We start from the raw sequence: 23438 nt of genomic DNA, 5'->3' as shown, positions 1-23438 counted from the left end.
GGCAAACGTAGTGAGGTGAAATTATGGCCAAAGTAAGTGCCGTTGAAAAAAATAAGCGTCGTGAGGTGATGGTAAAGCGCTATGCTGCCCGTCGTGCACGTTTGAAAGCAATAGTTATGGATCAGAAGGTTTCTCTTGAAGAACGTTTTAAAGCTTCTGTTCAGTTGGCAGAGTTGCCGCGTAATTCTTCGAAAGTTCGTATTCGTAATCGCTGTGAGGTTTCAGGTCGTCCGCGGGCTTATTATCGTAAATTAAAAATGTCGCGAATTGCGTTGCGTGAGCTTGGCTCTATTGGCTATATTCCTGGTATTGTAAAGTCTAGTTGGTAAGAGGAGATTATTTAATGTCTATGTCAGATCCTCTTGGTGATATGTTAACACGTATTCGTAATGCACTTGGTCGTAAAAAAGGTAAAGTAGTTACTCCAGCTTCGAAGCTTCGTGCGCACGTTCTTGATGTTCTTCAGTCGGAAGGTTATATTCGCGGATATAATCGAATTGATTTAGGTGATGGGAAAGCTGAAATTGAAATCGAATTGAAGTATTTTGAAGGGCTGGCTGCTATTCGTGAGATTTCACGTGTATCAAAGCCAGGGCGTCGTGTGTATGTTTCTGCTAAGTCACTTCCTCAGGTGGCAAATGGCCTTGGTATTTCGATTTTATCGACTCCTAAAGGCGTCATGGCAGATCATGAGGCGCGTGAACAGAATGTTGGTGGAGAACTCCTTTGTCGTGTTTTCTAAGTTATGTCAAGAAAACGGAAGAAAAAGTAGGTTAGAACAATGTCTCGTATTGGAAAGAAACCCATTTCAATTCCTTCTGGAGTTACTGCTACTGTTGAAGGACAGCTGGTTAAGGCAAAAGGTCCAAAAGGTGAGCTGAGTTACGTCGTCAATGATGAAGTCTTAGTCAAACTTGAGGAGAATATCATATCAGTTATGCCGCGGGATCAGTCAAAAGATGCGCGTTCTAAATGGGGTATGTCGCGCTCAATGATTGAGAATATTTTTTGTGGTGTGAAAGATGGTTTTGAAAAGAGGTTGGAGATTAATGGGGTTGGTTATCGTGCTGCTTTGCAGGGTAAGGATGTTCAACTATCTCTGGGCTTTTCGCATGATGTGGTTTATAAAGTTCCGTCGGGTGTTACTGTGACTGTTCCTAAGCCAACGGAAATTGTTGTTTCTGGAATTGATAAACAGCAAGTTGGACAAGTTGCAGCGGAGATTCGTGAGTATCGTAAGCCTGAGCCTTATAAAGGTAAAGGTGTTAAGCATGCAGATGAACGTATCTTCCGTAAAGAAGGTAAAAAGAAATAAGGATTTTGTATTATGGTTTCATCTAAGGACATTATCCAACGTCGTGCAAGGCGTGTTCGTCGTAGAATTAAAATGGTTTCTCATGATCGTCCTCGGCTTAGTGTTTATCGTTCAAATCAGAACATTTATGCTCAAGTTATCGATGATTTGCGGGGATGTACACTTGTTTCAGCCTCTACTCTTGAAAGTGATTTGAAAAAATCGTTAAAGAGTGGTGCTGATAAAAAGGCGGCCTTTGCTGTTGGTAAGTTAATTGCTGAGCGTGCGAAGAAAGCGGGTGTTAATGAGGTGGTTTTTGATCGTGGAGCGTATGTGTACCATGGTCGCGTCAAAGCTTTAGCTGAAGCTGCTCGTGAAGGTGGTTTGAATTTCTAAAATTTCTTATTTATGAATGAGTAAGGAGAGTTTAGAGTATTTCGTTTAAGTTCTTCCAGTTTGATGAGGGACTTTGTTATCGTGCTTCCGGAAAAGAAAAAGGAATGAGGAATGGCACAAAAAGAACGTGGTGAGAGAGAAGAACGCGATAATGAATTTGTCGATAGGCTCGTTCATATCAATCGTGTTGCTAAAGTTGTAAAGGGTGGTCGGCGTTTTGGTTTTGCTGCTCTTGTTGTCGTTGGAGATCAAAAAGGGCGTGTGGGTTTTGGACATGGTAAAGCCCGTGAAGTTCCAGAAGCCGTTCGTAAAGCAACGGAATCTGCGAAACGTGGGATGATTTATGTTCCGCTTCGGTCTGGGCGTACATTGCATCATGATCTTGAAGGTCGTCACGGAGCTGGGCGTGTTTTGCTACGTTCGGCTTCTGCTGGTACTGGTATTATTGCTGGGGGACCGATGCGTGCTATTTTTGAAGCTCTTGGTATGCAGGATGTCGTTGCAAAATCACTAGGGTCGTCGAATCCTTATAACATGGTTCGTGCAACATTTGATGCATTGAAACATCAAATGCATCCTAGAGATATTGCTGCTCAACGTGGTATAAAGTATTCGACTTTGCAGGCGCGTCGTCGCCATTTAGTCGACCTAGAAGGGTAGTTTCTGAGATTATCAGAAAAGGAATTAGGAAATGGTTCAGAAAAAATCTCAGAGTGGTAAAACTGTGACGGTGGAACAAATTGGAAGCCCTATTCGAAACTCACAGATTCAGCGTGCAACCTTAAAGGGGCTTGGACTAAATAAAATGCGTCGTCGGCGCGTTTTAGATGATACACTTTGTGTGCGGGGTATGATTGCTCGGGTTCGGCATCTTGTTCGCGTTATAGATGAAGGTTAAGGGTTGCGGGAGTATTAGATATGAAACTCAATGAACTGCGTGATTGCGAAGGCGCAACAAAAAATCGTAAGCGTGTTGGGCGTGGTATTGGTTCCGGTACGGGTAAGACTGGTGGTCGTGGTGTAAAAGGGCAAAAGTCACGTTCTGGTGTTTCCCTTAATGGTTTTGAAGGTGGGCAAATGCCCATCTATCGTCGTTTGCCAAAACGTGGATTTAGGAATTTCTTTGCTAAAACCTACAATGAAGTTTCACTAGGACGTATTCAGTTGGCAGTTGATGCAGGTAAGTTGAATATTGAAAAGCCTGTTGATATGGTTTCTTTGAAAGAGGCTGGTATTATTCGTCGTGAAAAAGATGGGGTTCGTCTTCTTTCTGATGGTGATTTGAAGGCTAAGATTACCTTTCATGTTTCTGGTGCTTCACAAGCTGCTCGTGTTAAGATTGAAAAAGTGGGTGGCCAGGTTATTCTTCCTGATATTGCTCGATAATTTTTTGATATGAATAGAGACCTAAAGAAGAATAATATCTGTTTTGTGGGATCTTTTGTGGAGAATTGTTTAAGTTCTGCATTTGTTTGTGTATGCATATATGAATTTTAGGATTATACTTCTGTGATTTGAAGAACTGGAGTGTAAAGTGGAGACGTTTTATGGCATCAGCAGCAGAGCAATTTGCTTCCAATATAAATTTCGGCACCTTTTCGCGTGCAACTGAATTAAAGAAACGCATCTGGTTTACTCTGTTGGCGCTTCTTGTATATCGTTTTGGCACTTACATCTCTCTTCCAGGTATCAATATCGATGCTTTGCGGCAAACATTTGAACATCACGCGTCGGGTGTATTAGGACTCTTTAATATGTTTGCTGGAGGTGCCGTTGGGCGTATGGCTATTTTTGCGCTGGGTATCATGCCTTATATATCGGCATCTATTATTGTGCAATTGTTAACATCTATTATTCCTTCTTTGGAAACTCTTAAAAAAGAAGGGGATTTAGGTCGTAAGATTATCAATCAATATACGCGTTATGTAACAGTCGTATTGGCAATTCTACAAGCTTTTGGTATTGCGGTTGCGCTTGAAAGCGGTATAGGGTCGGGGCTTCAAATTGTTTTAGAACCAGGTCTTATGTTTCGTATTTCTTCTGTTATTACGCTTGTTGGCGGAACGATGTTTCTTATGTGGCTTGGCGAGCAAATTACGTCACGTGGTATTGGTAATGGGGTTTCTCTTATCATTTTTACAGGGATTGTAGCCAATTTTCCTTCTACTTTTGCTCAGCTTTTGACAGCTCATAGTCAGGCTGATTTATCAACTTTTCTTTTAATAGGAATCGTTCTTATTGCTGTTTTGGTTATTGGGCTTATTGTTTTTATAGAGCGTGCGCAACGGCGAATTCTTATCCAATACCCGAAACGTCAGGTCGGTAATCAAATGTTTCAAGGAGATATGTCGCATCTTCCTTTAAAGTTGAATACTGCTGGTGTTATTCCACCTATTTTTGCTTCATCTTTATTATTATTACCTGCCACTATTAATAATTTTTCTGATAAAATGCCACAATGGGTTCAGGAGATTTCTTATGCTCTTGGTCATGGACAGCCACTTTATATGATTGTTTATGCATTTTTAATGGCGTTTTTTTGCTTTTTTTATACAGCTATTGTGTTTAATCCAAGTGATACTGCAGATCAGTTGAAAAAACATTCTGGTTTTATTCCAGGGATTCGTCCAGGTGAGCGTACAGCCGAATATATTGATTACGTTTTGACGCGTATTACTGTTGTGGGCGCTATTTATATTATCTTGGTTTGTTTGTTACCTGAATTTATGATATCTGCATTACAGGTTCCTTTTTATCTTGGGGGAACATCCTTGTTGATTGTTGTTACTGTTACACTTGATACGGTTGCTCAAATTCAGGGGCATCTTGTTGCCCACCAATATGAAGGGTTGATAAAAAAATCAAAACTTCGTGGAGGTAGAAGGAATCGATGAGAGTTATTCTTTTAGGTCCTCCTGGAGCGGGAAAAGGTACGCAAGCAAAAATGTTGACTGAGGAATATAACATTCCTCATTTATCAACAGGGGATATGTTGCGTGAGGTGATTGCCAAAGAAACGGAGATTGGTAAAAAAGCTAAAGCTATTATAAGTTCTGGTGCTTTGGTACCTGATAGTATTGTTAATCAAATCGTATCAGATCGGATTGATGAAGCTGATTGTGTAAACGGTTTTGTTTTGGATGGATATCCGCGAACTGTGGGGCAAGCAGAAGCGTTGCAACAGATACTGGATTCAAAAAATATGCGGCTTAATGCTGTTATTGAATTGTGTGTTGATGAAGACGTGTTGATTGAACGTATGAAGAAGCGCGTTGAGGAAACAATAGCGACTGGTGGACAGGTTCGTTTAGATGACAATCCTGTTGCTTTTGCAAAAAGATTAGTAGAATATCGTGAAAAAACAGCTCCCTTATCAAAATTTTATTCAGAGAGGGGAATGTTGAAGGTTATTGATGGAATGATTGGTGTTGCTGAAGTGACACGTATGATTAGAGGGTTTCTTTCATGAGATTTTTTTTAGAAATAAATGAAAAGAGTTGACTTTTGAGATGAAATCTATCAAAAGTGAATTTAATTTATTTTAGTGAAATAATAGGATTCGGAAGAATTTTTTTCTGAGTCTATTTTTTTCTGTAAGGTATATCAGGTATTTTATAACAATTTGTCAAAATAACTAAGGAGAGTAGGCGTGGCTCGTATTGCTGGCGTCAATATCCCGACAAATAAGCGTGTAATTATTGCGCTTCAATATATCCACGGGATTGGACCAAAATTTGCTCAAGAAATTATTGAAAGAGTTGGCATTCCTTTGGGGCGTCGTGTGCATGAGCTTTCAGATGCTGAGGTGCTGCAGATTCGTGAGGCAATAGATCAGGGGTATCAAGTTGAAGGTGATCTTCGTCGTGAGGTTGCTATGAATGTTAAGCGTTTGATGGATCTTGGTTGTTATCGAGGATTGCGTCATCGCCGGTCTTTGCCTGTCCGAGGACAGCGTACACATACGAATGCCCGTACACGTAAAGGTCCGGCTAAGGCAATCGCCGGTAAGAAGAAATAAGGGCCTTTGTGGGAGGTTTTTTATATATTCTTTTTCTTGTTTGATTTGTTTGACAAGGAAAGAAGGTGGAGCTGCTGATGTTACGGCAGTGATGAGATCGTTGAAAGGGAGATTATGGCCAAGGAAGCCACACGTGTTCGTCGTCGCGAACGTAAAAATATTTCATCGGGTGTTGTGCATATTAATTCAACATTTAATAACACAATGATTACTATTACTGATGCTCAGGGTAATGCAATTGCTTGGTCATCTGCGGGAGCTCAGGGGTTTAAAGGTGCGCGTAAATCGACACCTTTTGCTGCTCAAGTTGCTGCGGAGGATTGTGCAAGAAAAGCGCAAGAGCATGGTATGCGTTCTTTGGAAGTTGAAGTTTGTGGACCTGGATCAGGGCGTGAATCTGCTTTACGTGCATTGCAATCTGTTGGTTTTGTCATTACTTCTATTCGCGATGTAACACCAATTCCTCATAATGGATGTCGTCCGCGGAAAAGGCGGCGTGTTTAATTGGGTGTTGTTTTTTGTTGTCGGAGATTTCTCTGATGTTCACATTGGTCGTTACGATTGAATGGTAACGGAACTAAAGAACGGGAATAAAAATATGATCCAGAAAAACTGGCAGGAACTTATTAAACCCAATAAGGTTGAATCATGTGCACATGATAATCCAAATATTATAAGTGTGATTGCTGAACCTCTTGAGCGTGGTTTTGGTTTAACGTTAGGAAATGCGCTTCGTCGCGTTTTGTTATCTTCGCTTCGTGGTGCTGCTATTACTGCTGTGCAGATTGACGGTGTCTTGCACGAATTTTCATCGATTCCAGGTGTGCGTGAGGATGTTACGGATATTATTCTGAATATAAAAGAAATTGCGCTTCGTATGGAAGAAGAAGGGCCTAAACGTGTCGTCGTTTATAAAGAGGGGCCTGGTGTCGTGAAAGCGGGAGATATCAGTACAGTTGGGGATATGGAAATTCTAAATCCAGATCATGTTATTTGTACTCTTGATGAAGAAGCTGAAATTCGTATGGAATTTATTGTCAACACAGGAAAGGGGTATGTGCCATCTGATCGTAATTGTGTTGATGATGCACGTATAGGGCTTATTCCAATTGATAGTCTTTATTCACCTATCCGTAAGGTATCTTATAAAGTAGAAAATACACGCGAAGGTCAAGTTCTCGATTATGATAAATTAACGCTCACGATTGAAACAAACGGTGCTGTTAATGGTGAGGATGCTGTTGCTTTTGCAGCACGCATTCTTCAGGATCAATTATCGTTATTTATTAACTTTGAAGAGCCACAGAAGGAGCCTGTTGAAGAGGCTGATTCTGAGCTTTCTTTTAATCCTGCACTTCTCAAAAAAGTGGATGAATTAGAACTTTCAGTTCGTTCGGCAAACTGTCTTAAGAATGATAATATTGTTTATATTGGTGATCTGATTCAAAAAACAGAATCTGAAATGCTTCGGACACCGAATTTTGGTCGCAAATCGTTGAATGAGATTAAAGAAGTTTTGGCGTGTATGGGTTTACATCTTGGGATGGAGATTCCTGCGTGGCCGCCTGAAAACATTGATGATCTTGCAAAACGTTATGAAGATCAATATTAAAATTAGAATTTAAGGAGAGGGCTTATGCGCCATAGTAAGTCAGGACGCAAGTTGAACCGTACTGCCAGTCACCGTAAAGCGATGTTTGCAAATATGGCAACTTCGTTGATCGAGCATGAGCAGATTGTGACAACGCTTCCAAAGGCTAAAGAAATTCGTCCTATTGTTGAAAAACTCGTTACTCTTGGTAAGCGTGGTGGTTTGCATGCGCGTCGGCAAGCTATTGCAGCACTTCGTGATGCAGGAAAGGTTGCAAAATTATTTGATACGCTTGCGCCACGTTATGCATCACGCAACGGTGGGTATTTGCGTATTATGAAAGCGGGGTTTCGTACCGGTGATAATGCGCCCATGGCTGTTATAGAATTTGTTGATCGTGATGTTGAAGCGAAGGGTGCTGGGGATCGTGCTCGCATGGAAGCTTCTGAGAATGAAAAGGGAACATCTTCGTAGAGTTTTTTATTCTGTTGGATTTTTAAAGGCCGCCTTGTCTTGGGCGGTTTTTTTGTGAGCATTTTTAAGTTTGTTTTAGTTGAGAAATAGGTGCAGAGAGAAAATTATAGAATATTGAATTATCTTATTTTTATAATATTTATCGTTCAAATAGGTTGTTTTTATTCTCTATTATGAAATATTAATAGAGGTCCTTAATTTGCGGGGATACGTTTTTTTATTCTATTAATCTTCAACAGAATGTGCTGATTTTATAAGGAGTGGATTATGAGGTATTCTTTTTGGGTGCGGATTTTTTTTGCAATTATGATGCAGATATCATTTGATCATGTATATGCTCATGTTCCTCAAACACAAACAGAAATCACTCTTTCATTTGCTCCTTTAGTTAAAAAGACAGTTCCATCTGTTGTAAATATTTATGCAGCTCGACAAATTAGAGCTCGATCACCTTTTGAAGGCGATCCATTTTTTGAGCAATTTTTTGGTCGTTTTCAAAATAAACTTCCTGTTCGTAAGCAATCGTCATTAGGATCAGGGGTGATTGTTGATGCACGTGGTTTGATCGTTACAAATTACCACGTCATTAAAGATGCAAGCGAAATTAAAGTGGCTTTTTCTGATGGACGGGAGTTTGAGAGTAAGGTCGTGCTCAAAGATGAAGCAACTGATATTGCAATTCTTGAAGTTAAGGAAAAAGATGCTCAATTTCCGGTTCTTTCTTTGGGAAATTCTGATACTGTTGAAGTTGGTGATCTTGTTCTTGCTATTGGTAATCCCTTTGGTGTTGGTCAAACAGTTACAAGTGGTATTGTTTCAGCGCAAGCGCGTACACGTGTTGGGATTTCTGATTTTGACTTTTTTATTCAAACAGACGCAGCCATTAATCCAGGGAATTCTGGTGGCGCTTTAATTGATATGAAAGGTCAGTTAATCGGAATTAATACGGCTATTTATTCGCGTTCCGGTGGTTCTGTAGGGATTGGTTTTGCTATTCCAGTTAATCTTGTAAAAGTGATGCTTGATACTGTTAAACGCGGTGGAAAATATTTTGTGCCGCCTTATATTGGGGCTTCTTTTCAAAATGTTACAGCTGATATTGCTGGTGGTTTAGGTTTAGAACGTCCCTATGGTGCTCTTATTGTTGAAGTTATCAAAGATAGTCCTGCTGAAAAAGCTGGATTGAAAGTAGGTGATGTTATTTTGAGTGTGCAGGGGGTACGCGTTGACAGTCCAGATAGTCTTGGTTATCGTTTGATGACAGCTGACGTTGAGCATAGTCTTGCCTTGGAATATTTACGAAGTGGAAAAACTTTAAAAACACAAATAACAGTTTCATCAATATCAGAAACTGCATTTTTAAAATCTGAAAAAATTACGGGTGACAGTCCTCTTGCTGGTGCTGAGGTGTTAGATTTAACACCGCAAAATAGTCGACGTTTTCATCTTCCTATATCTGCAAAAGGGGTTGTGATTACCAATCTTGAGGAAATGAGCAATGCAGCTGGAATTTTTCAGTCAGGAGATATTCTACGTGTTGTAAATGGCCATAAAATTCAAACAGTTCATCAGTTGAAAAAGGTTCTTATGCAAGGTCGCTCAAATATGTGGCAATTGGAATATGAACGTGATGGTATGTATATTCGCCAATTTATTCGTTGAGGTTTTTTTTGAAGAAAGATTTTTTTACTTCGTCGTTTGATTTTCAAGTTAATAAAAATCAGCCACTTGCAGAAAGAATGCGCCCTTGTTCTCTCAATGATGTTGTGGGACAAAAGCATTTGATTGGAGAGGATGGTTTGCTTTCACGTATGGCGGCAACAGGCTCAATTGGATCGATGATTTTTTGGGGACCTCCAGGGACGGGAAAAACGACCGTTGCACGTTTGTTAGCCCTTGAAACAAATTTCGCGTTTGAACAGGTTTCTGCTATTTTTACAGGAGTTTCTGAACTTAAAAAGATTTTTGAAGTTGCGCAGAGGCGTTTTATATCTGGGGATAAAACACTTCTCTTTGTTGATGAAATTCATCGGTTTAATCGTGCACAGCAGGATAGTTTTCTTTCTGTGATGGAAGAGGGTACTGTGGTACTTATAGGTGCAACAACCGAAAATCCTTCTTTTGAACTGAATGCTGCCCTTCTTTCGCGTGCACGTGTTTTAACATTTCTTTCTCATGATCATGAAAGTTTGGACATGCTTTTGAGGCGTGCTGAAGAAGTGGAGGGAAAAACTCTTCCCTTGGATAATGATGCCAGAGACGTTTTGATAGAGATGTCTGATGGTGATGCGCGGGTTGCGTTAACATTGGCAGAGGAAGTTTGGTCTATTGCGCCATTGGGAGAGATTCTTGATGTTGTTGCTTTGCAAAAAGTTATTCAGCGTCGTGCGCCTATTTATGATAAAGGACGAGATGGGCATTATAATCTCATTTCAGCGTTGCATAAATCCGTTCGTGGATCTGATCCTGATGCTGCGCTTTATTATTTGGCACGTATGTTGGATGCTGGTGAAGATCCTCTCTATATTGGGCGAAGATTGGTTCGTATGGCCGTTGAAGATGTTGGTTTGGCGGATCCTCAAGCTCTTGTCATTTGTAATGCAGCAAAAGATGCCTATGATTATTTAGGATCACCAGAAGGAGAGTTGGCCTTGGCGCAAGCATGTCTTTATGTTGCAACTGCGCCAAAGTCAAATGCAGCATATCTTGCGTATAAAGCAGCACTGCGTTGTGCACGCAAAAATGGCTCTTTACCACCTCCTAAGCATATTCTTAATGCTCCTACGAAATTTATGAAGGAAGAAGGGTATGGAAGTGGTTATTGTTATGACCATGATGAACCAGATGCTTTTTCAGGACAAGAATATTTTCCCGAAAAACTTGGACGTCAGAGTTATTATAAACCAGTTGAGCGTGGTTTTGAGCGTGAAATTGTGAAACGTCTTGAGTGGTGGCAACAGTTGCGCAAAAAACGTAAAGATCAAAATAAAATTTGAGTTGAAATACGTTTTTTATTGATCTCTTATGTTATTGTATGAGAAATTTAGCTTATATCTTAAACATTTATTGCATTGCTTGTAGAGATTTTTTTTGATATTTTCAAAAGTGCATGTTTTTTCAAATTTAAATATGTCATTCAACTTTTAAGCTGCTTTATTTTTTTGGTTTTATTAAATAATATATTGACTTATAATGATAATTGACTGTTTCGTAAGTTGAATGAAAGTATTCAAATACCGTAAATTTCTCTCATCCCAAGTCTGTTATTTGTTGAAGCAATCAAGTTATTCGCTTGCATGTTACAAGCAGGATTAGCGTGTGATAAAAACTGTACAAGAAAGGACTAAAAATCCCTCTTATGAATTGTCTCAAGTGCCGAGAACTGTTGCAACATTGGGGGATGATAATAGTGTGATGGGTGCCGGCTTTCTCCTTCCATAGAGTAAAGATGGTGGCGCTTAAAGGGTTTTGTAGTATACCACATTCATAGGTGTTGTCACAAAATGAGCTTGGAAGTTTTGAGAGATGTTTCTTAAATCAAGTGCATGAATATGCAACACAATAGCGTTTTGTTCTTCGATGCAATAGGGTATGAGGTTGATTGATGATGCGTTTTTTGTGTGATCAATAGCGGGAGAATTCTTAGTCTCTCAAGTATTTAATCAAAGGGATAAGCAGAAGGGTTGTAGAACATTGTGTTTAAAATTAAATTGTTCCTTTTCTAGAGAGATATAAATATGTTAACTATGCTCCCATAGAGATATTACTTTATTGGAGTTTATTATGTGTCATAAGATAAGCAATGCCAATTCTTTATTGTGATGGTCATGAATGTTTATGGACATAATGTGGAGATAGGAATGGAAATAGTCTGTGAAACTCTAAACTCAAGCCTTTAGTTAAATTAAAAGTACAGTGTACACTAAAGTTTTAGGTTATTATGAATTCGGTCAAGGATATAATCGTGGATAAAACAAAAGCTCTCGATGCTGCTCTCTCACAAATTGAACGTTCTTTTGGTAAAGGCTCGATTATGCGTCTTGGGCAAAAAGAGCAGGTTGTTGAAATTGAAACAATTCCAACAGGGTCGTTATCCTTGGATATTGCTTTAGGGATTGGTGGATTACCGAAGGGGCGTATTGTTGAGATTTATGGACCAGAAAGTTCTGGGAAAACAACATTGGCTCTCCATGCTATTGCTGAGGCACAGAAAGGTGGTGGGATTTGTGCTTTTATTGATGCAGAGCATGCGCTTGATCCTATTTATGCGCGTAAGCTTGGTGTTGATTTAGAAAACTTGTTCATTTCTCAGCCAGATACCGGTGAACAGGCATTGGAAATTACAGAAACGTTGGTTCGTTCTGGTGCCGTTGATGTGCTTGTTGTGGATTCTGTCGCAGCTTTAACACCGCGAGCAGAAATTGACGGTGAAATGGGTGATGCTTTGCCCGGATTGCAAGCTCGGTTAATGAGTAAAGCGTTACGAAAATTAACCGCAGCAATTTTTCGCTCTAACTGTATGGTTGTTTTTATTAATCAAATTCGCATGAAAATTGGTGTGATGTTTGGTTCTCCTGAAACGACAACGGGTGGAAACGCTTTAAAGTTTTATGCTTCTGTTCGTTTAGATATTCGTCGCATTGGATCCATTAAAGATAGGGATTCAATCGTTGGTAATCAGACGCGCGTTAAAGTGGTGAAAAATAAATTGGCACCTCCATTCAAACAGGTTGAGTTTGATATTATTTATGGTGAAGGTATTTCCAAAGTAGGTGAATTGATTGATTTGGGTGTCAAGGTTGGTGTTGTGGAAAAATCTGGTGCATGGTTTTCTTATAATTCTCAGCGTTTAGGGCAGGGGCGTGAGAATGCAAAGCAGTTTTTACGTGAACATGTGGAAATAGCTACAGAGATTGAAGCAGCTTTGCGCCAAAATGCTGGTTTGATTGCAATTGAATTGTTAGAAAATGCAGGGTCAGAAAATATAGAAAGTGATGAAGCCATTTGATGGGGCGTTTTTTTCGTCTATAATTTTTTTCTTTAAGATTTTTCTGTTTTTTTGTTTGAGTTTTTAAATACGCAGTCATTTTTTTCTCAATTTTTTAAAACAAATATTCCATTTTTGATTAAATTGACTCCATGCGTGGCGAAGAGGATTTAATGAGGGGGGATTTTTCTTTTATGGTTTTGTGCTGTATTGAGCAGGTGTCAACATGAATAGTGTTAATAATATTCGGTCAACATTTTTGGATTATTTTCATCGTAATGGGCATAAAGTTCTTTCTTCTAGTCCGCTTGTTCCGCGGAATGATCCTACACTTATGTTTACAAATGCAGGGATGGTGCAGTTTAAAAATGTTTTTACTGGACTTGAACAACCTTCTTATACGCAGGCAACAACGGCACAAAAATGTGTTCGTGCGGGTGGAAAGCATAATGATCTTGATAATGTTGGTTATACGGCGCGCCATCATACATTTTTTGAAATGCTGGGTAATTTTTCTTTCGGTGATTATTTCAAAGAAGAAGCTATTTTTTTATCATGGAATCTTTTAACAAAGGAATTTTGCCTGCCAAAAGATAAATTGTTGGTGACAGTTTATCAGAGTGATGATGTTGCTGCTGAACTGTGGCGTAAAATTTCAGGTCTTCCAGATGAAAAAATTGTTCGTATTGCGACGGCTGATAATTTTTGGTCGATGGGAGAAACAGGCCCTTGTGGGCCTTGTTCGGAGATTTTTTATGATCATGGTGATGAAATATGGGGCGGTCCTCCTGGAAGTGCTAATGAAGATGGGGATCGCTTTATTGAGATTTGGAATCTTGTTTTTATGCAGTATGAGCAAGTTTCCAAGGAAGAACGTGTTAACTTACCTCACCCTTCTATTGATACAGGCATGGGATTAGAGCGTATTGCTGCTGTTTTACAGGGCGTTCATGATAATTATGACATTGATCTTTTTCGTGCATTAATTGCTGCATCAGAAGAAATTACAGGGATTGAGGCAAAGGGTGATTTTATTGCCAGCCATCGTGTCATTGCTGATCATCTTCGCTCATCTGCATTTTTGATTGCTGATGGTGTGCTTCCTTCTAATGAAGGAAGAGGATATGTTTTACGTCGTATTATGCGTCGTGCTATGCGTCATGCGCATCTTCTTGGTGCTAAAGAGCCCTTAATGTGGCGACTTTTGACTGCTTTAATTCGCGAAATGGGACAAGCTTATCCTGAGTTGACACGTGCTGAATCTTTGATTTCAGAAACTTTAAGGTTAGAAGAAATACGTTTTCGTAAAACGCTTGAACGAGGACTTGGTTTGTTGAACGAAGCAAGTACCGATCTTAAAGAAGGAGACTATTTGAATGGTGAAGTTGCTTTCAAACTTTATGATACCTATGGTTTTCCGCTTGATTTGACGCAAGATGTTCTTCGTCGTCGCGGAATATCTGTTGACGTTGGTGCTTTTGATAAAGCGATGGAACGCCAAAAAGAGGAAGCACGTGCCAATTGGTCTGGTTCTGGAGAAGCTGTAACAGAGAAAATCTGGTTTTCTGTTCGTGATCAAGTGGGGGCCACAGAGTTTTTAGGTTATGAAACTGAGACAGCGAAAGGTATTCTTACAGCTCTTGTATGTGATGGTAAAATTGTTGATCATATTTCTTCAGATCAGAAAGCTATGCTTGTTGTTAATCAGACACCTTTTTATGGTGAATCTGGTGGGCAAATTGGTGATAGCGGTATCATTTCTGGTGAAAATTTTATTTTTAAGGTGCATGATACCCAAAGAAAGGGTGATGGTGTTTTTATCCATATTGGGGAGGTGAAATCTGGTCAGGCATCGAGGTCTGATTGTGTAGAATTAACGGTTGATATTGTTCGTCGTAAGAAAATTCGTGCGAATCACTCTGCTACTCATTTGTTACACGAAGCTTTACGCCAAACATTGGGGGACCATGTTACACAAAAGGGTTCTCTTGTATCGCCAGATCGGTTGCGTTTTGATTTTTCCCATCCAAAATCCGTTTCACCAAAAGAGTTGAAAAAAATAGAAGATTTAGCCAATGAGATTATTTTGCAAAATAGTAAAGTAATAACGCGCCTCATGGCTGTAGATGATGCCATTTCTGAAGGAGCCATGGCATTGTTTGGTGAAAAATATGGTGATGAAGTTCGCGTTGTTTCTATGGGGGAGCCACTTGAACAGGAAAGATTAAAAAAGCGTTGGTCAATTGAGCTTTGTGGAGGGACACATGTGGAGCGAACAGGTGATATTGGTTTAATTCATATTGTTTCTGAAAGTTCTGTTTCAGCTGGAGTGCGGCGTATTGAAGCTTTAACAGGCAAAGAAGCACGTCTTTATCTTAGCCGCCAAGATGAACGTATTCATGAAATCGCTGATCTTTTAAAAACTTCTTCTGCTGGTGTGGAACAACGGGTGCGAATTTTGCTTGATGATCGTCGTAAACTTGAAAAAGAATTGAATGATGTACGCAAGAAAATGATGTTGAGTGGTGGAATCACAGAAAGGAGCCAAGATGATATTATCATCATCAATGGGTTTTCTTTTACCGGACGCGTTGTTAAAAATATTTTACCACGGGATCTTAAGGCGCTCGTCGATTCTGAGAAAAAACAAATTGGATCTGGAGTGGTTGCTTTTATTAGTGTCTCGGAGGATGGAAAAGGGAGTGCTGTTGTCGGTGTTACGGATGATTTAACGGATAAATTAAATGCTGTAGATCTCGTTCGTATTCTTTCAGCGATGCTTGGTGGTAAAGGTGGAGGTGGCCGTTCTGATATGGCACAGGCTGGTGGTCCTGAGGGGAACAAAGCTGATGAGGCATTTGCGGCACTAAAAGATTTTCTTGAAAAAAATTAAATTAAATCATTCTGCATAGGTGTTTTTTACATTGTTATATTGGGTTGGCATCTATGTATCATGAATATCTGTCTGGTGTATTTCTGAAATGCAGATACAGCGTAATTGGGGGAAATACAATTGTAAAGATAAAGACAGTGTTTGTCTTTATCACCACTGTATCATTTGGCTTTATAGCTTCCAAGCGTTTTAGGAATCACCTTTTTAAGATAAGATAGACTATGCAGCACTTCATGCTTTGCTGTGTATTCTTTTACTAGGGAGACTAGTTATTGTGTTGCTCTTATAGATTTTTTGAAGAAACATCTCTTTTTATGAAAGGAATAGTACAAGATTTATTGCATACGATTATCCTTATAAAGTTATAAGCTGTCATTATTCTATTAGTTTTCAAATGAATAAAATCTCTTTTCTTGAAAAGGCTTATAAAGAGTTGTTGTATCTTAGAGCTATTGTGTTGTTTTTATTTTGCTTGTTATGTACAAGAAAACAGTTTTTTGGTTTATTATTAAAAGGTTTTGAAAAGAATATTCTCCTATCTTTATAAATCTTTATTTCAAGTTATAAAGTAATGAATTATCAATATAAATCAAATGAATATCACATAAATCTAAAGATTTAGATTAATATCTAATTTATTTATGATAAAATTTCTTTAATGTATTGAATTGTAATGATAATTTATCGTTTTATCTTTTGAATAAGAGCTACGAATATTCGTAGGGTTTTATTATTTCAAATTCTGTGTATGTTAAATTAATCAAAACCACTCACGAATGTCGTTGTGAAATGGGCTTAAGAGCATTGAAAAATGTTTCTTAAAAAAGTCATATGAATGTGCAAAACAATGATGTTCTGTTCTTTATGAGAGGACTATAAAGAACGTGATAAACAAAAGTGCAAAGCAATACATAATATTCATTATTTAAAAGATATTTCTTTAGTTCGTTTTGAAATTCGTAAAGCTGAGTTAAAAGAAGACGGTAAAACTGGAAATTGTTTTTACCTTTACATCTTTACATTTTCCCTAAATGAGAATGTATACTCGTCAGTATGCACAGATATAGGAAAATATTTTTGTTCTAATCTAGTAAAATTGCAATAGCAGAGAAAATACTAAACTGTTTTAATATTTTTCTTAAATACCTAAAATGGATTGTGGCATTTTTAGAAATCTTTTTACTTGTATCATATATAAGAACTCTTATTGTATTGAAGAGGATTTTTTGGCTTGAAAAAGAGTATTAATTTTATGATGCTATGGCTTCATGTAAGGGGATAACATTTTCTCCTTCTCTTTCTGGTGGTTTGATTGTTAAACCACTTGCCTTTAAAAAATTAGAGAAACGTCCCCCTTTATCGATCAATTCTTGAAAGTTTCCTTTTTCCATTAAGTGACCATGATCCAGAAAGAGTATCACATCAGCATTGCGTACTGTTGAGAGGCGATGTGCTATAATAAAAGTAGTGCGGTTATGGCTTATGCAATCGAGAGCATCTTTGACACGTGCCTCTGTTTCAACATCAAGAGCGCTTGTTGCTTCGTCTAGAATGAGAATAGGGGCATTTTTTAAAACAGCGCGTGCAATTGCTAGTCGCTGTTTTTCTCCACCTGATAATTGAGATCCTCGTTCGCCCACCATTGTGTTATAACAATCAGCTTTTTTTAGAATAAAATCGTGAGCTTCTGCTATTTTTGCTGCTTCATAAAGTTCTTCATTCGTTGCGCTCGCTTTTCCTATTGAAATATTGTCATGAATAGTACGGTTGAAAAGACCCGAGTCTTGAAATACTGTTGCTAGAGATTTGCGTAAAGATTCGCGATTGATTGAGCATATATTTATTCCATCAATGGAGATATGCCCAAGGGTAGGGTCGTATACGCGCTGCAACAGATTGATCAATGTTGTTTTTCCAGCCCCTGTTGGTCCTACAATCGCAACAGTTTGTCCTGCTTTAACTTCAAAGGAAATATCAAAAACACCTTGAGAAGAATTTGGGAATTGATAGGTCACGTGATGAAATTGTATGGCGCCTTTAACATTTTGGAGGGAAGGAAGATTTTGCGGTTCGTTAATATGAAAGGTTGAGTCTTCCATTTCAAAAAATTCTTGCAGTTTTGCTTGTGAGGATATTGCACAATTAATAAAATTGCTCATTTGGTCTAGGCGGCTAATCATGAGTTGTGCAAATCCAACAAAAGCAACGACTTCACCTACTCGTAATTGATCTTTTGCAACAAAAAAAGCTCCAAGGAGAAGAACACAAACGATTGAAATTGTTGAAGCCATTCGATTTAAGCCACTGGCGAGCGCCCACCAATTGAGAACAGGATTTTGTGCTTTAAGAAGAGCATTTGTATGTTGATGCAGTATGGAAGTTTCTTCTTTTATTCGGTTATAACTTTGTACAATGGAAACATTAGAGATTGAGTCACTGACATGTTTAAAAAGGTTATGATGATAGCATTCTACAGCGGCTTGTCCGTCTTTTGTTTTTCGCATCACTAAACGTGCAATTAATACATAAATGATGGCAAGCACAACCAAGACTATTGAAAGACGCCAATTCATATTAAACGCTATGGGGATGAGAACCAATAAGGCGACAAGCGTTGAGAGATGTTGGCGCATAAAATCAAGCCATATGGTTGACATGGAATCTATTGCGCGCAAAAGTGTATGGAGTGCGTTGGAAGTTCCACGTTGTTGATGCCAAATTAAAGGCATGGCAATGATACGTTCGAAAGATTCCGTTAAAACCGTTAAGCGGCGTCTATGGGCTAAGCGGTCAGCACCGCGAGCCACAAGGACATAAGCAATAATATGTGAAAGTCCAAAACAAACCCAAATGGCAAGAGTAGGGATGATAGCTGTTTTGTCTGTAATAGAATCAATAACTTGTCCAAATAAAATAGGTTCTGCAATAGTGATAATAGCTAATATAACATTAGCGGTACAGATTAAAAGGGATGCATTTTTTTCTCTATTTAGGTAAGTGAGAACACGTGCATAGGTTTTGAATAAGGACACGGTTAATTATCTCCATTCGCTATTAAGCGTAAAGGCTGTTGATTTTTACAACGCTTAGTTTTTAGCTAATAAAATTTGGACGTTAAGAAAAGGAAATTTTGGATACTAACTGTAATATGGTGTGATAAAACCAACTAAAATATGAATTTTTGTGTTTATAAAGGCGCAAAAATAGATCAATAAAATTATCAGGTAAGGGAATTTTCATGGCAGGCATAGAAATAAAAAAAGTTGAGGCAGATGAAAATGGAATGCGCTTAGATCGCTGGTTTAAAGTGCATTATCCAGGACTTGGTTTTGGAGCTTTGCAAAAATTGTTGCGTTCTGGTCAGATACGGGTTGATAGTGGACGTGTTAAAGCCGATACGCGTCTTTGTATAGGGCAAGCTGTTCGTATTCCACCTCTCCCTATTAATGACAAGGAGAGTCTTTCAATAACGGATAAAACACTTCGTGGGCAGGATGATGGGACCGTTTTGAAAAAAATGCTGCTTTATGAAGATCCAAAGGTATTTGTTTTTAATAAACCAGCTGGGTTGGCTGTACAAGGAGGCTCTGGTTTAACACGTCATATGGATAGTATGCTTGAGGTATGGCGCAATAAAAAAGGTGAAAAGCCGCGTTTGGTTCATCGTCTTGATCGTGAGACGTCGGGTGTGCTTATTGTTGCGCGATCAAGGGGAGCTGCTCAGTCCTTAACTGCTGCTTTTAGAGCGCGAGAAACAAAAAAGACTTATTGGGCGTTGGTTCGGGGCGTGCCTAAAAAAAAGCAGGACAAAATTTCAACGTGGATGGTTAAGGAAATGACTGCACAAGGTGACAAAATGCGTGTTTGTGAACATGGGGAGCCAGATTCACATCATGCGGTTTCTTACTATCGCGTTTTAGATACGCGAGGGCGGGCTCTTTCGTGGCTTGAAATGGAACCCTATACAGGGAGAACACATCAGCTTCGTGTGCATGCAGCCCATATGGATCATCCTATCATTGGCGATACAAAGTATTTTTTTTCTGATAGTAATTGGACATTACCAGGAGGAATTCAAAATCGTCTTCATCTTCATGCACGTCGTATTCGTATTCCGCATCCTTCAGGAGGAATATTGGACATTGTTGCACCTTTACCACCTCATATGGTCCAAAGTTTTAATCTTTTATCTTTTAATGAGAGTGATGCTGAAACCGACTAAACAAACTTCATTTGTTCTTTTTGATTGATACAAATTTTATCTATAAATTTGATAAGATGAATAGGGCATCATTTGAAGAAAGTTTTTGATAAGTCAATAGCTATGAGAAAATTGTGTTTTTGAGTGATGAAATTTTCGAATATCATGGCTTTCTTTCTACAGCTCTTTATCCATATTGATTGTATTGTTATTTTGGATATGATGTATCGTTTAATAATCTGAGTTTATGAAGCTGCTCCTTTGAATTATCTACAGAGGTCATATATTGGGGAGGCGTGTCTGTTGAGGGAGATGAGTTAGATAAAATCTGAAAGATATTTACTAAAATAGTGAAAGCAATTTTAGTTTTTTCATGGGGAATAATGGAGGCATTTTATAGTAATGCTGAGGGAAAGTAGCCTCTCAAAAAATTCCTGTTGTCAAGGATTTTTGTTTTGTTATCAATGTGGTTTGATATGCTTATAGTATAGATTTATGCTTTGTATCTTTGCTTACACAATGAAGCCTTCTTAGCAAAGCTCTCCTTTCAATGACCAATTATTTTTCTACTTACTTAGTTTATCCAAAAGATTATCTTTCATAAAAGAAGAAATAAGTTTTTAGTATCTTAATGCTTCATTGAAGTGAACTCATCACATTGAAAAAATATCTAGACAAAAAATTGGAGATAAAACGTCAGGCGCGTTTTATTGCTCTAAGGAGGGCTTGAACACTTTTGTTTTTTCTAGTGAACAAAAACAGATATTTATTATGGAAACATTCAAAGGGGGGATAAGTTGAAATGAGGAGTGACTGATGGGATCATTATTGATTGACGTTAATAACGTCTCAAAAATATATCGCAACATTGACAGAGGAATTGGTTTTAAAAACAAGGTCTTTTCTCTCTTCAAGCCGGTTTATACAAATCATCATGTGTTAAAAGACATGAGTTTCACCCTCTTTTCAGGGCAATCGTTAGCAATTCTTGGCCCTAACGGAGCGGGTAAATCGACACTGATTAAAATACTTTCTGGTATACAATACGCTGATGAGGGATGTGTTAAAGTCCTTGGTGTTGATCCTTATAAAGCGAAGAAAAATCTGTTCAAGTCCTTGGGTGTGGTCTTTGGTCACAAGAATTGTTTATGGTGGGATTTGCCCTTACGCTACAGTCTGGATATGGTTCAACCATTATATGGTCTTGAACACGCCTCTTTTACCCGTGATCTTAAAGAGATTACTGAGTTGCTGGGTCTTGAGCGTATTATGGATAAGCCAGTGCGGATGCTTAGTCTGGGTGAGAGAGTGAAAAGTGAATTGGCATTTAATCTCTCCTTTAGACCTAAACTGTTGTTTCTCGATGAGCCAAGTATTGGTCTTGATATTACATCTAAGCATGAAATCAGGGAGCTTCTTAAAAAACTGAAAAGGGAGCGTGGCACTGGGTATATCATCACAAGTCATGATATGGGAGATATTGATGGATACGTTGATGATATTATTCTCTTGCATAAAGGAAAGAAACAGTTTCATGGTAATCTTCACGCGCTTAAAAATGTCATTCCTTCTTTGGTGAGAATAACGTTTTTTTGTGAACACATGGCTGTACCTTCAGCTGTTGTAGAAAAAATTGATGAGATTGCGTTAAAATTATCTACTTCTTTAAAAGATAAGCACTTTAACGCTGAAGAATGCTCGCTGGAGGTTTCGCTGCCCCGTGAGGATTTTGCGCGTTTTGTACGCGAAATTACAACCAAATTGAACTGTACGTTCTCTGTATCCACTCCCTCGCTTGAAGAGATGCTCCGTGTTAAATTTAAAGAATTTATCTAACCACTGCTTTGGTATGTTTCTTTTTGCCAAGAATGGATTACTCACTGTTCTAAGTGATAGAGCAATGTTTTTTACCGATATTATCATTGGGACACTTTCGCCATTTGTTATTCAACTTCTATTATGGAATGCACTTTTCTCTGATACGGGCAACACCATCAATGGCTTTAGCTTTTATGATATGATGTATTATTATGCTTTTGCTTTAGTCCTAGGTCGTTTAAATAATGGTTATAATGTGATTAAGTTTTTCTCTCATCATGTTAAAGAAGGTCAATTAGAAGTATATCTTACAAAGCCCTTTAGTTATATGACACAAATGCTTTTTACTTTTTTAGGGGAGAGTGTATTATATAGCATCCCGTTATTGGCTCTTTTTGTTGTTAAGCTTGTTTTATCCTATGAAAATATTCTGGGATTGATCATCGCTTTTCTGTTCTTTTTTCTGGTTGTTATTCTATCACAATTGCTTTGTTTTTTACTCTCTTTTGGAATTGCCTTATTAAGCTTTTGGGTGATTGAGTACAATATATTACTCTCTTTCAGTATTCTCAGTTCAACGCTTCTAGGGGGTGTTCTTTTACCACCATCTTTTTGGCCGGTGTGGCTTATTCCACTTATGCAATTTAATCCTTATCGTTTCATGATATCCGCTCCTGCCGAGTTTTTCGCGACGCAAAATTTAGCGTTGTTTCAGCAGTTTATTTTCGGAAGTTTTACTTATATTTTGTGTTTTTTATTCTTAATTTATATCGCTTGGAATAAAGGGATGAAAGCATATAATGGAGCAGGTGGTTGAGATGAAAATCATCCTTCATTTTATCAGTCTGAATATTCGCCGACAGATTGTTTATGGTAAGAATTTGGCTGGGGAGTTTATTCTTTCTCTATGCTATTATTTTATTCAATTCATATTTATTGATAGAGTATCTTCTTTTTCAGGAAAGATCGGTAACTATAGCAGAGATGAAATCCATTTTATCTTTGTTGTCTTTGTTTTACTTGGAATATTTTTGAATATTTTTATTAATTCTATTGAAACGTTTTTTGAAAAAGTAGCGGATGGTAAAATTGAACCATACTTGATAAAGCCCGTTTCAATTTGGTTGTTGATGTTGTTTGGTTGGTGTAAACCTCTTAATTTGATCAAGCTCTTTGTCCTTTATGTTAGTGCCTATTTATTTGTATCATTACCGAATATTTCTGATCTTAAGCTAAGATGGATCTCTTTTATTGTTGCAATATTTTGTGTTTTTATCGTCAATATTTGTTTTTTCATGATGTTTAATTTTATAACATTTATTACTAGCCGTAAGATGCCTGTCGAATATTTTCATGAAATGATTTATGAGCTTTCATTTGTGCCAATAGGAATTTATCCTTTAAGCATCGTAAAATGGCTTTTGTTTATGCTTCCCATGGCTTTTTCTGCTTCCTTGCCTGTGTCATTGTTGCTTGGTAAAGGCGAATGGAATATTGGATATCTTCTGTTGAGCGCTTTTCTTTCCATGGTCATGACTTTCATAAGTTATAAGAAAACAATGCGTAAATTTAATGGATTAGGGGGATGAGATGAAAGTCATCATGATTATAAAAATAAAAAATTGAGTAAAAATTCTATCGTACTGTAAAATATCGTTATTTATGCTGGCGGTATAAGTCATGTAAAATTTACACATGAGGATTTTTTATTAGACATATTCATGCATAAAATCGGTTGTATTTCTATAGCTATGAGCAAAGAATTT

At 38.1% G+C, this 23438-nt stretch carries 22 protein-coding genes; 21 read left to right on the top strand and 1 reads right to left on the bottom strand.

The annotated features are described in order from the left end of the window. The first annotated feature begins 23 nt into the window (after window positions 1–23). From rpsN to alaS, 17 genes are all read left to right on the top strand, one after another. Window positions 24–329 (top strand): 30S ribosomal protein S14, encoded by a 306-nt coding sequence (rpsN, locus tag ACFINH_RS06190; protein WP_273791412.1) that lies wholly within the window; start codon window positions 24–26, stop codon window positions 327–329. A gap of 14 nt (window positions 330–343) precedes the next feature. Next, entirely contained in the window at window positions 344–742 is a 399-nt protein-coding gene (gene rpsH, locus ACFINH_RS06185) for a 30S ribosomal protein S8 (RefSeq protein WP_375613142.1), read from the top strand. Window positions 743–781: 39 nt separating this feature from the next. After that, complete coding sequence (gene rplF, locus ACFINH_RS06180; RefSeq protein WP_375621436.1) at window positions 782–1315, top strand: 50S ribosomal protein L6; 534 nt, start codon at window positions 782–784, stop codon at window positions 1313–1315. 12 nt (window positions 1316–1327) lie between these two features. After that, on the top strand, window positions 1328–1690 hold the full coding sequence (gene rplR / locus ACFINH_RS06175) for a 50S ribosomal protein L18 (RefSeq protein WP_273791414.1): 363 nt from the start codon (window positions 1328–1330) through the stop codon (window positions 1688–1690). Window positions 1691–1801: 111 nt separating this feature from the next. Continuing rightward, window positions 1802–2350, top strand: coding sequence for a 30S ribosomal protein S5 (rpsE, locus tag ACFINH_RS06170; RefSeq protein WP_015856574.1), 549 nt, complete (start codon window positions 1802–1804; stop codon window positions 2348–2350). A 31-nt stretch (window positions 2351–2381) separates the two neighbouring features. Continuing rightward, entirely contained in the window at window positions 2382–2588 is a 207-nt protein-coding gene (rpmD, locus tag ACFINH_RS06165; RefSeq protein WP_375611481.1) for a 50S ribosomal protein L30, read from the top strand. A 20-nt stretch (window positions 2589–2608) separates the two neighbouring features. After that, the gene (gene rplO / locus ACFINH_RS06160; RefSeq protein ID WP_375613141.1) at window positions 2609–3076 is read left to right on the top strand and encodes a 50S ribosomal protein L15; all 468 of its coding nucleotides are present in this window, start codon (window positions 2609–2611) and stop codon (window positions 3074–3076) included. A gap of 161 nt (window positions 3077–3237) precedes the next feature. Further along, a complete protein-coding gene (gene secY, locus ACFINH_RS06155) occupies window positions 3238–4584 on the top strand; it encodes a preprotein translocase subunit SecY (RefSeq protein ID WP_375611483.1) in 1347 nt (448 codons plus the stop codon). Next, window positions 4581–5159, top strand: coding sequence for an adenylate kinase (locus tag ACFINH_RS06150; protein WP_375632413.1), 579 nt, complete (start codon window positions 4581–4583; stop codon window positions 5157–5159). Before secY ends, ACFINH_RS06150 begins: the two co-directional genes overlap by 4 nt. A 180-nt stretch (window positions 5160–5339) precedes the next feature. Beyond that, window positions 5340–5708 carry a 30S ribosomal protein S13 gene (rpsM, locus tag ACFINH_RS06145; protein ID WP_026500557.1) on the top strand — a complete coding sequence of 123 codons (369 nt, stop codon included), beginning with the start codon at window positions 5340–5342 and terminating at the stop codon, window positions 5706–5708. Window positions 5709–5822: 114 nt separating this feature from the next. After that, the gene (rpsK, locus tag ACFINH_RS06140) at window positions 5823–6212 is read left to right on the top strand and encodes a 30S ribosomal protein S11 (RefSeq protein WP_007347762.1); all 390 of its coding nucleotides are present in this window, start codon (window positions 5823–5825) and stop codon (window positions 6210–6212) included. 94 nt (window positions 6213–6306) lie between these two features. Beyond that, window positions 6307–7320: a DNA-directed RNA polymerase subunit alpha gene (locus tag ACFINH_RS06135; protein ID WP_375611485.1), complete on the top strand. Its 1014-nt coding sequence runs from the start codon at window positions 6307–6309 to the stop codon at window positions 7318–7320. A gap of 24 nt (window positions 7321–7344) precedes the next feature. Then, window positions 7345–7773, top strand: coding sequence for a 50S ribosomal protein L17 (rplQ, locus tag ACFINH_RS06130; protein WP_273791421.1), 429 nt, complete (start codon window positions 7345–7347; stop codon window positions 7771–7773). Window positions 7774–8040: 267 nt separating this feature from the next. After that, complete coding sequence (locus ACFINH_RS06125) at window positions 8041–9435, top strand: DegQ family serine endoprotease (protein ID WP_375632412.1); 1395 nt, start codon at window positions 8041–8043, stop codon at window positions 9433–9435. Between the two features lie 8 nt (window positions 9436–9443). Beyond that, window positions 9444–10769, top strand: coding sequence for a replication-associated recombination protein A (locus ACFINH_RS06120; protein WP_375632411.1), 1326 nt, complete (start codon window positions 9444–9446; stop codon window positions 10767–10769). A 968-nt stretch (window positions 10770–11737) separates the two neighbouring features. Continuing rightward, window positions 11738–12781: a recombinase RecA gene (recA, locus tag ACFINH_RS06115; protein WP_273791424.1), complete on the top strand. Its 1044-nt coding sequence runs from the start codon at window positions 11738–11740 to the stop codon at window positions 12779–12781. 205 nt (window positions 12782–12986) lie between these two features. Continuing rightward, a complete protein-coding gene (alaS, locus tag ACFINH_RS06110; protein ID WP_375632410.1) occupies window positions 12987–15653 on the top strand; it encodes an alanine--tRNA ligase in 2667 nt (888 codons plus the stop codon). A 1250-nt stretch (window positions 15654–16903) separates the two neighbouring features. Here alaS and ACFINH_RS06105 read toward each other — a convergent pair. Beyond that, a complete protein-coding gene (locus ACFINH_RS06105; RefSeq protein ID WP_375629013.1) occupies window positions 16904–18685 on the bottom strand; it encodes a glucan ABC transporter ATP-binding protein/ permease in 1782 nt (593 codons plus the stop codon). 206 nt (window positions 18686–18891) lie between these two features. Here ACFINH_RS06105 and ACFINH_RS06100 point away from each other — a divergent pair, with 206 nt between their 5' ends. The 4 genes from ACFINH_RS06100 to ACFINH_RS06085 all read left to right on the top strand — a co-directional run bounded on the left by ACFINH_RS06100 (window position 18892) and on the right by ACFINH_RS06085 (window position 23261). Further along, window positions 18892–19875: an RluA family pseudouridine synthase gene (locus ACFINH_RS06100; protein WP_375632409.1), complete on the top strand. Its 984-nt coding sequence runs from the start codon at window positions 18892–18894 to the stop codon at window positions 19873–19875. Window positions 19876–20670: 795 nt separating this feature from the next. Then, entirely contained in the window at window positions 20671–21690 is a 1020-nt protein-coding gene (locus ACFINH_RS06095; RefSeq protein ID WP_375632408.1) for an ATP-binding cassette domain-containing protein, read from the top strand. Beyond that, window positions 21665–22489 carry an ABC-2 family transporter protein gene (locus ACFINH_RS06090; RefSeq protein ID WP_375632407.1) on the top strand — a complete coding sequence of 275 codons (825 nt, stop codon included), beginning with the start codon at window positions 21665–21667 and terminating at the stop codon, window positions 22487–22489. The genes ACFINH_RS06095 and ACFINH_RS06090 overlap by 26 nt, the downstream gene beginning before the upstream one ends. Next, window positions 22473–23261: an ABC-2 family transporter protein gene (locus ACFINH_RS06085; RefSeq protein WP_375632406.1), complete on the top strand. Its 789-nt coding sequence runs from the start codon at window positions 22473–22475 to the stop codon at window positions 23259–23261. The genes ACFINH_RS06090 and ACFINH_RS06085 overlap by 17 nt, the downstream gene beginning before the upstream one ends. Window positions 23262–23438: the final 177 nt, after the last annotated feature.

The sequence above is a fragment of the Bartonella sp. AA74HLJMH genome, from assembly GCF_042197045.1.
Lineage (GTDB): Bacteria > Pseudomonadota > Alphaproteobacteria > Rhizobiales > Rhizobiaceae > Bartonella.
This window is presented reverse-complemented; position numbering and strand designations above follow the sequence as displayed.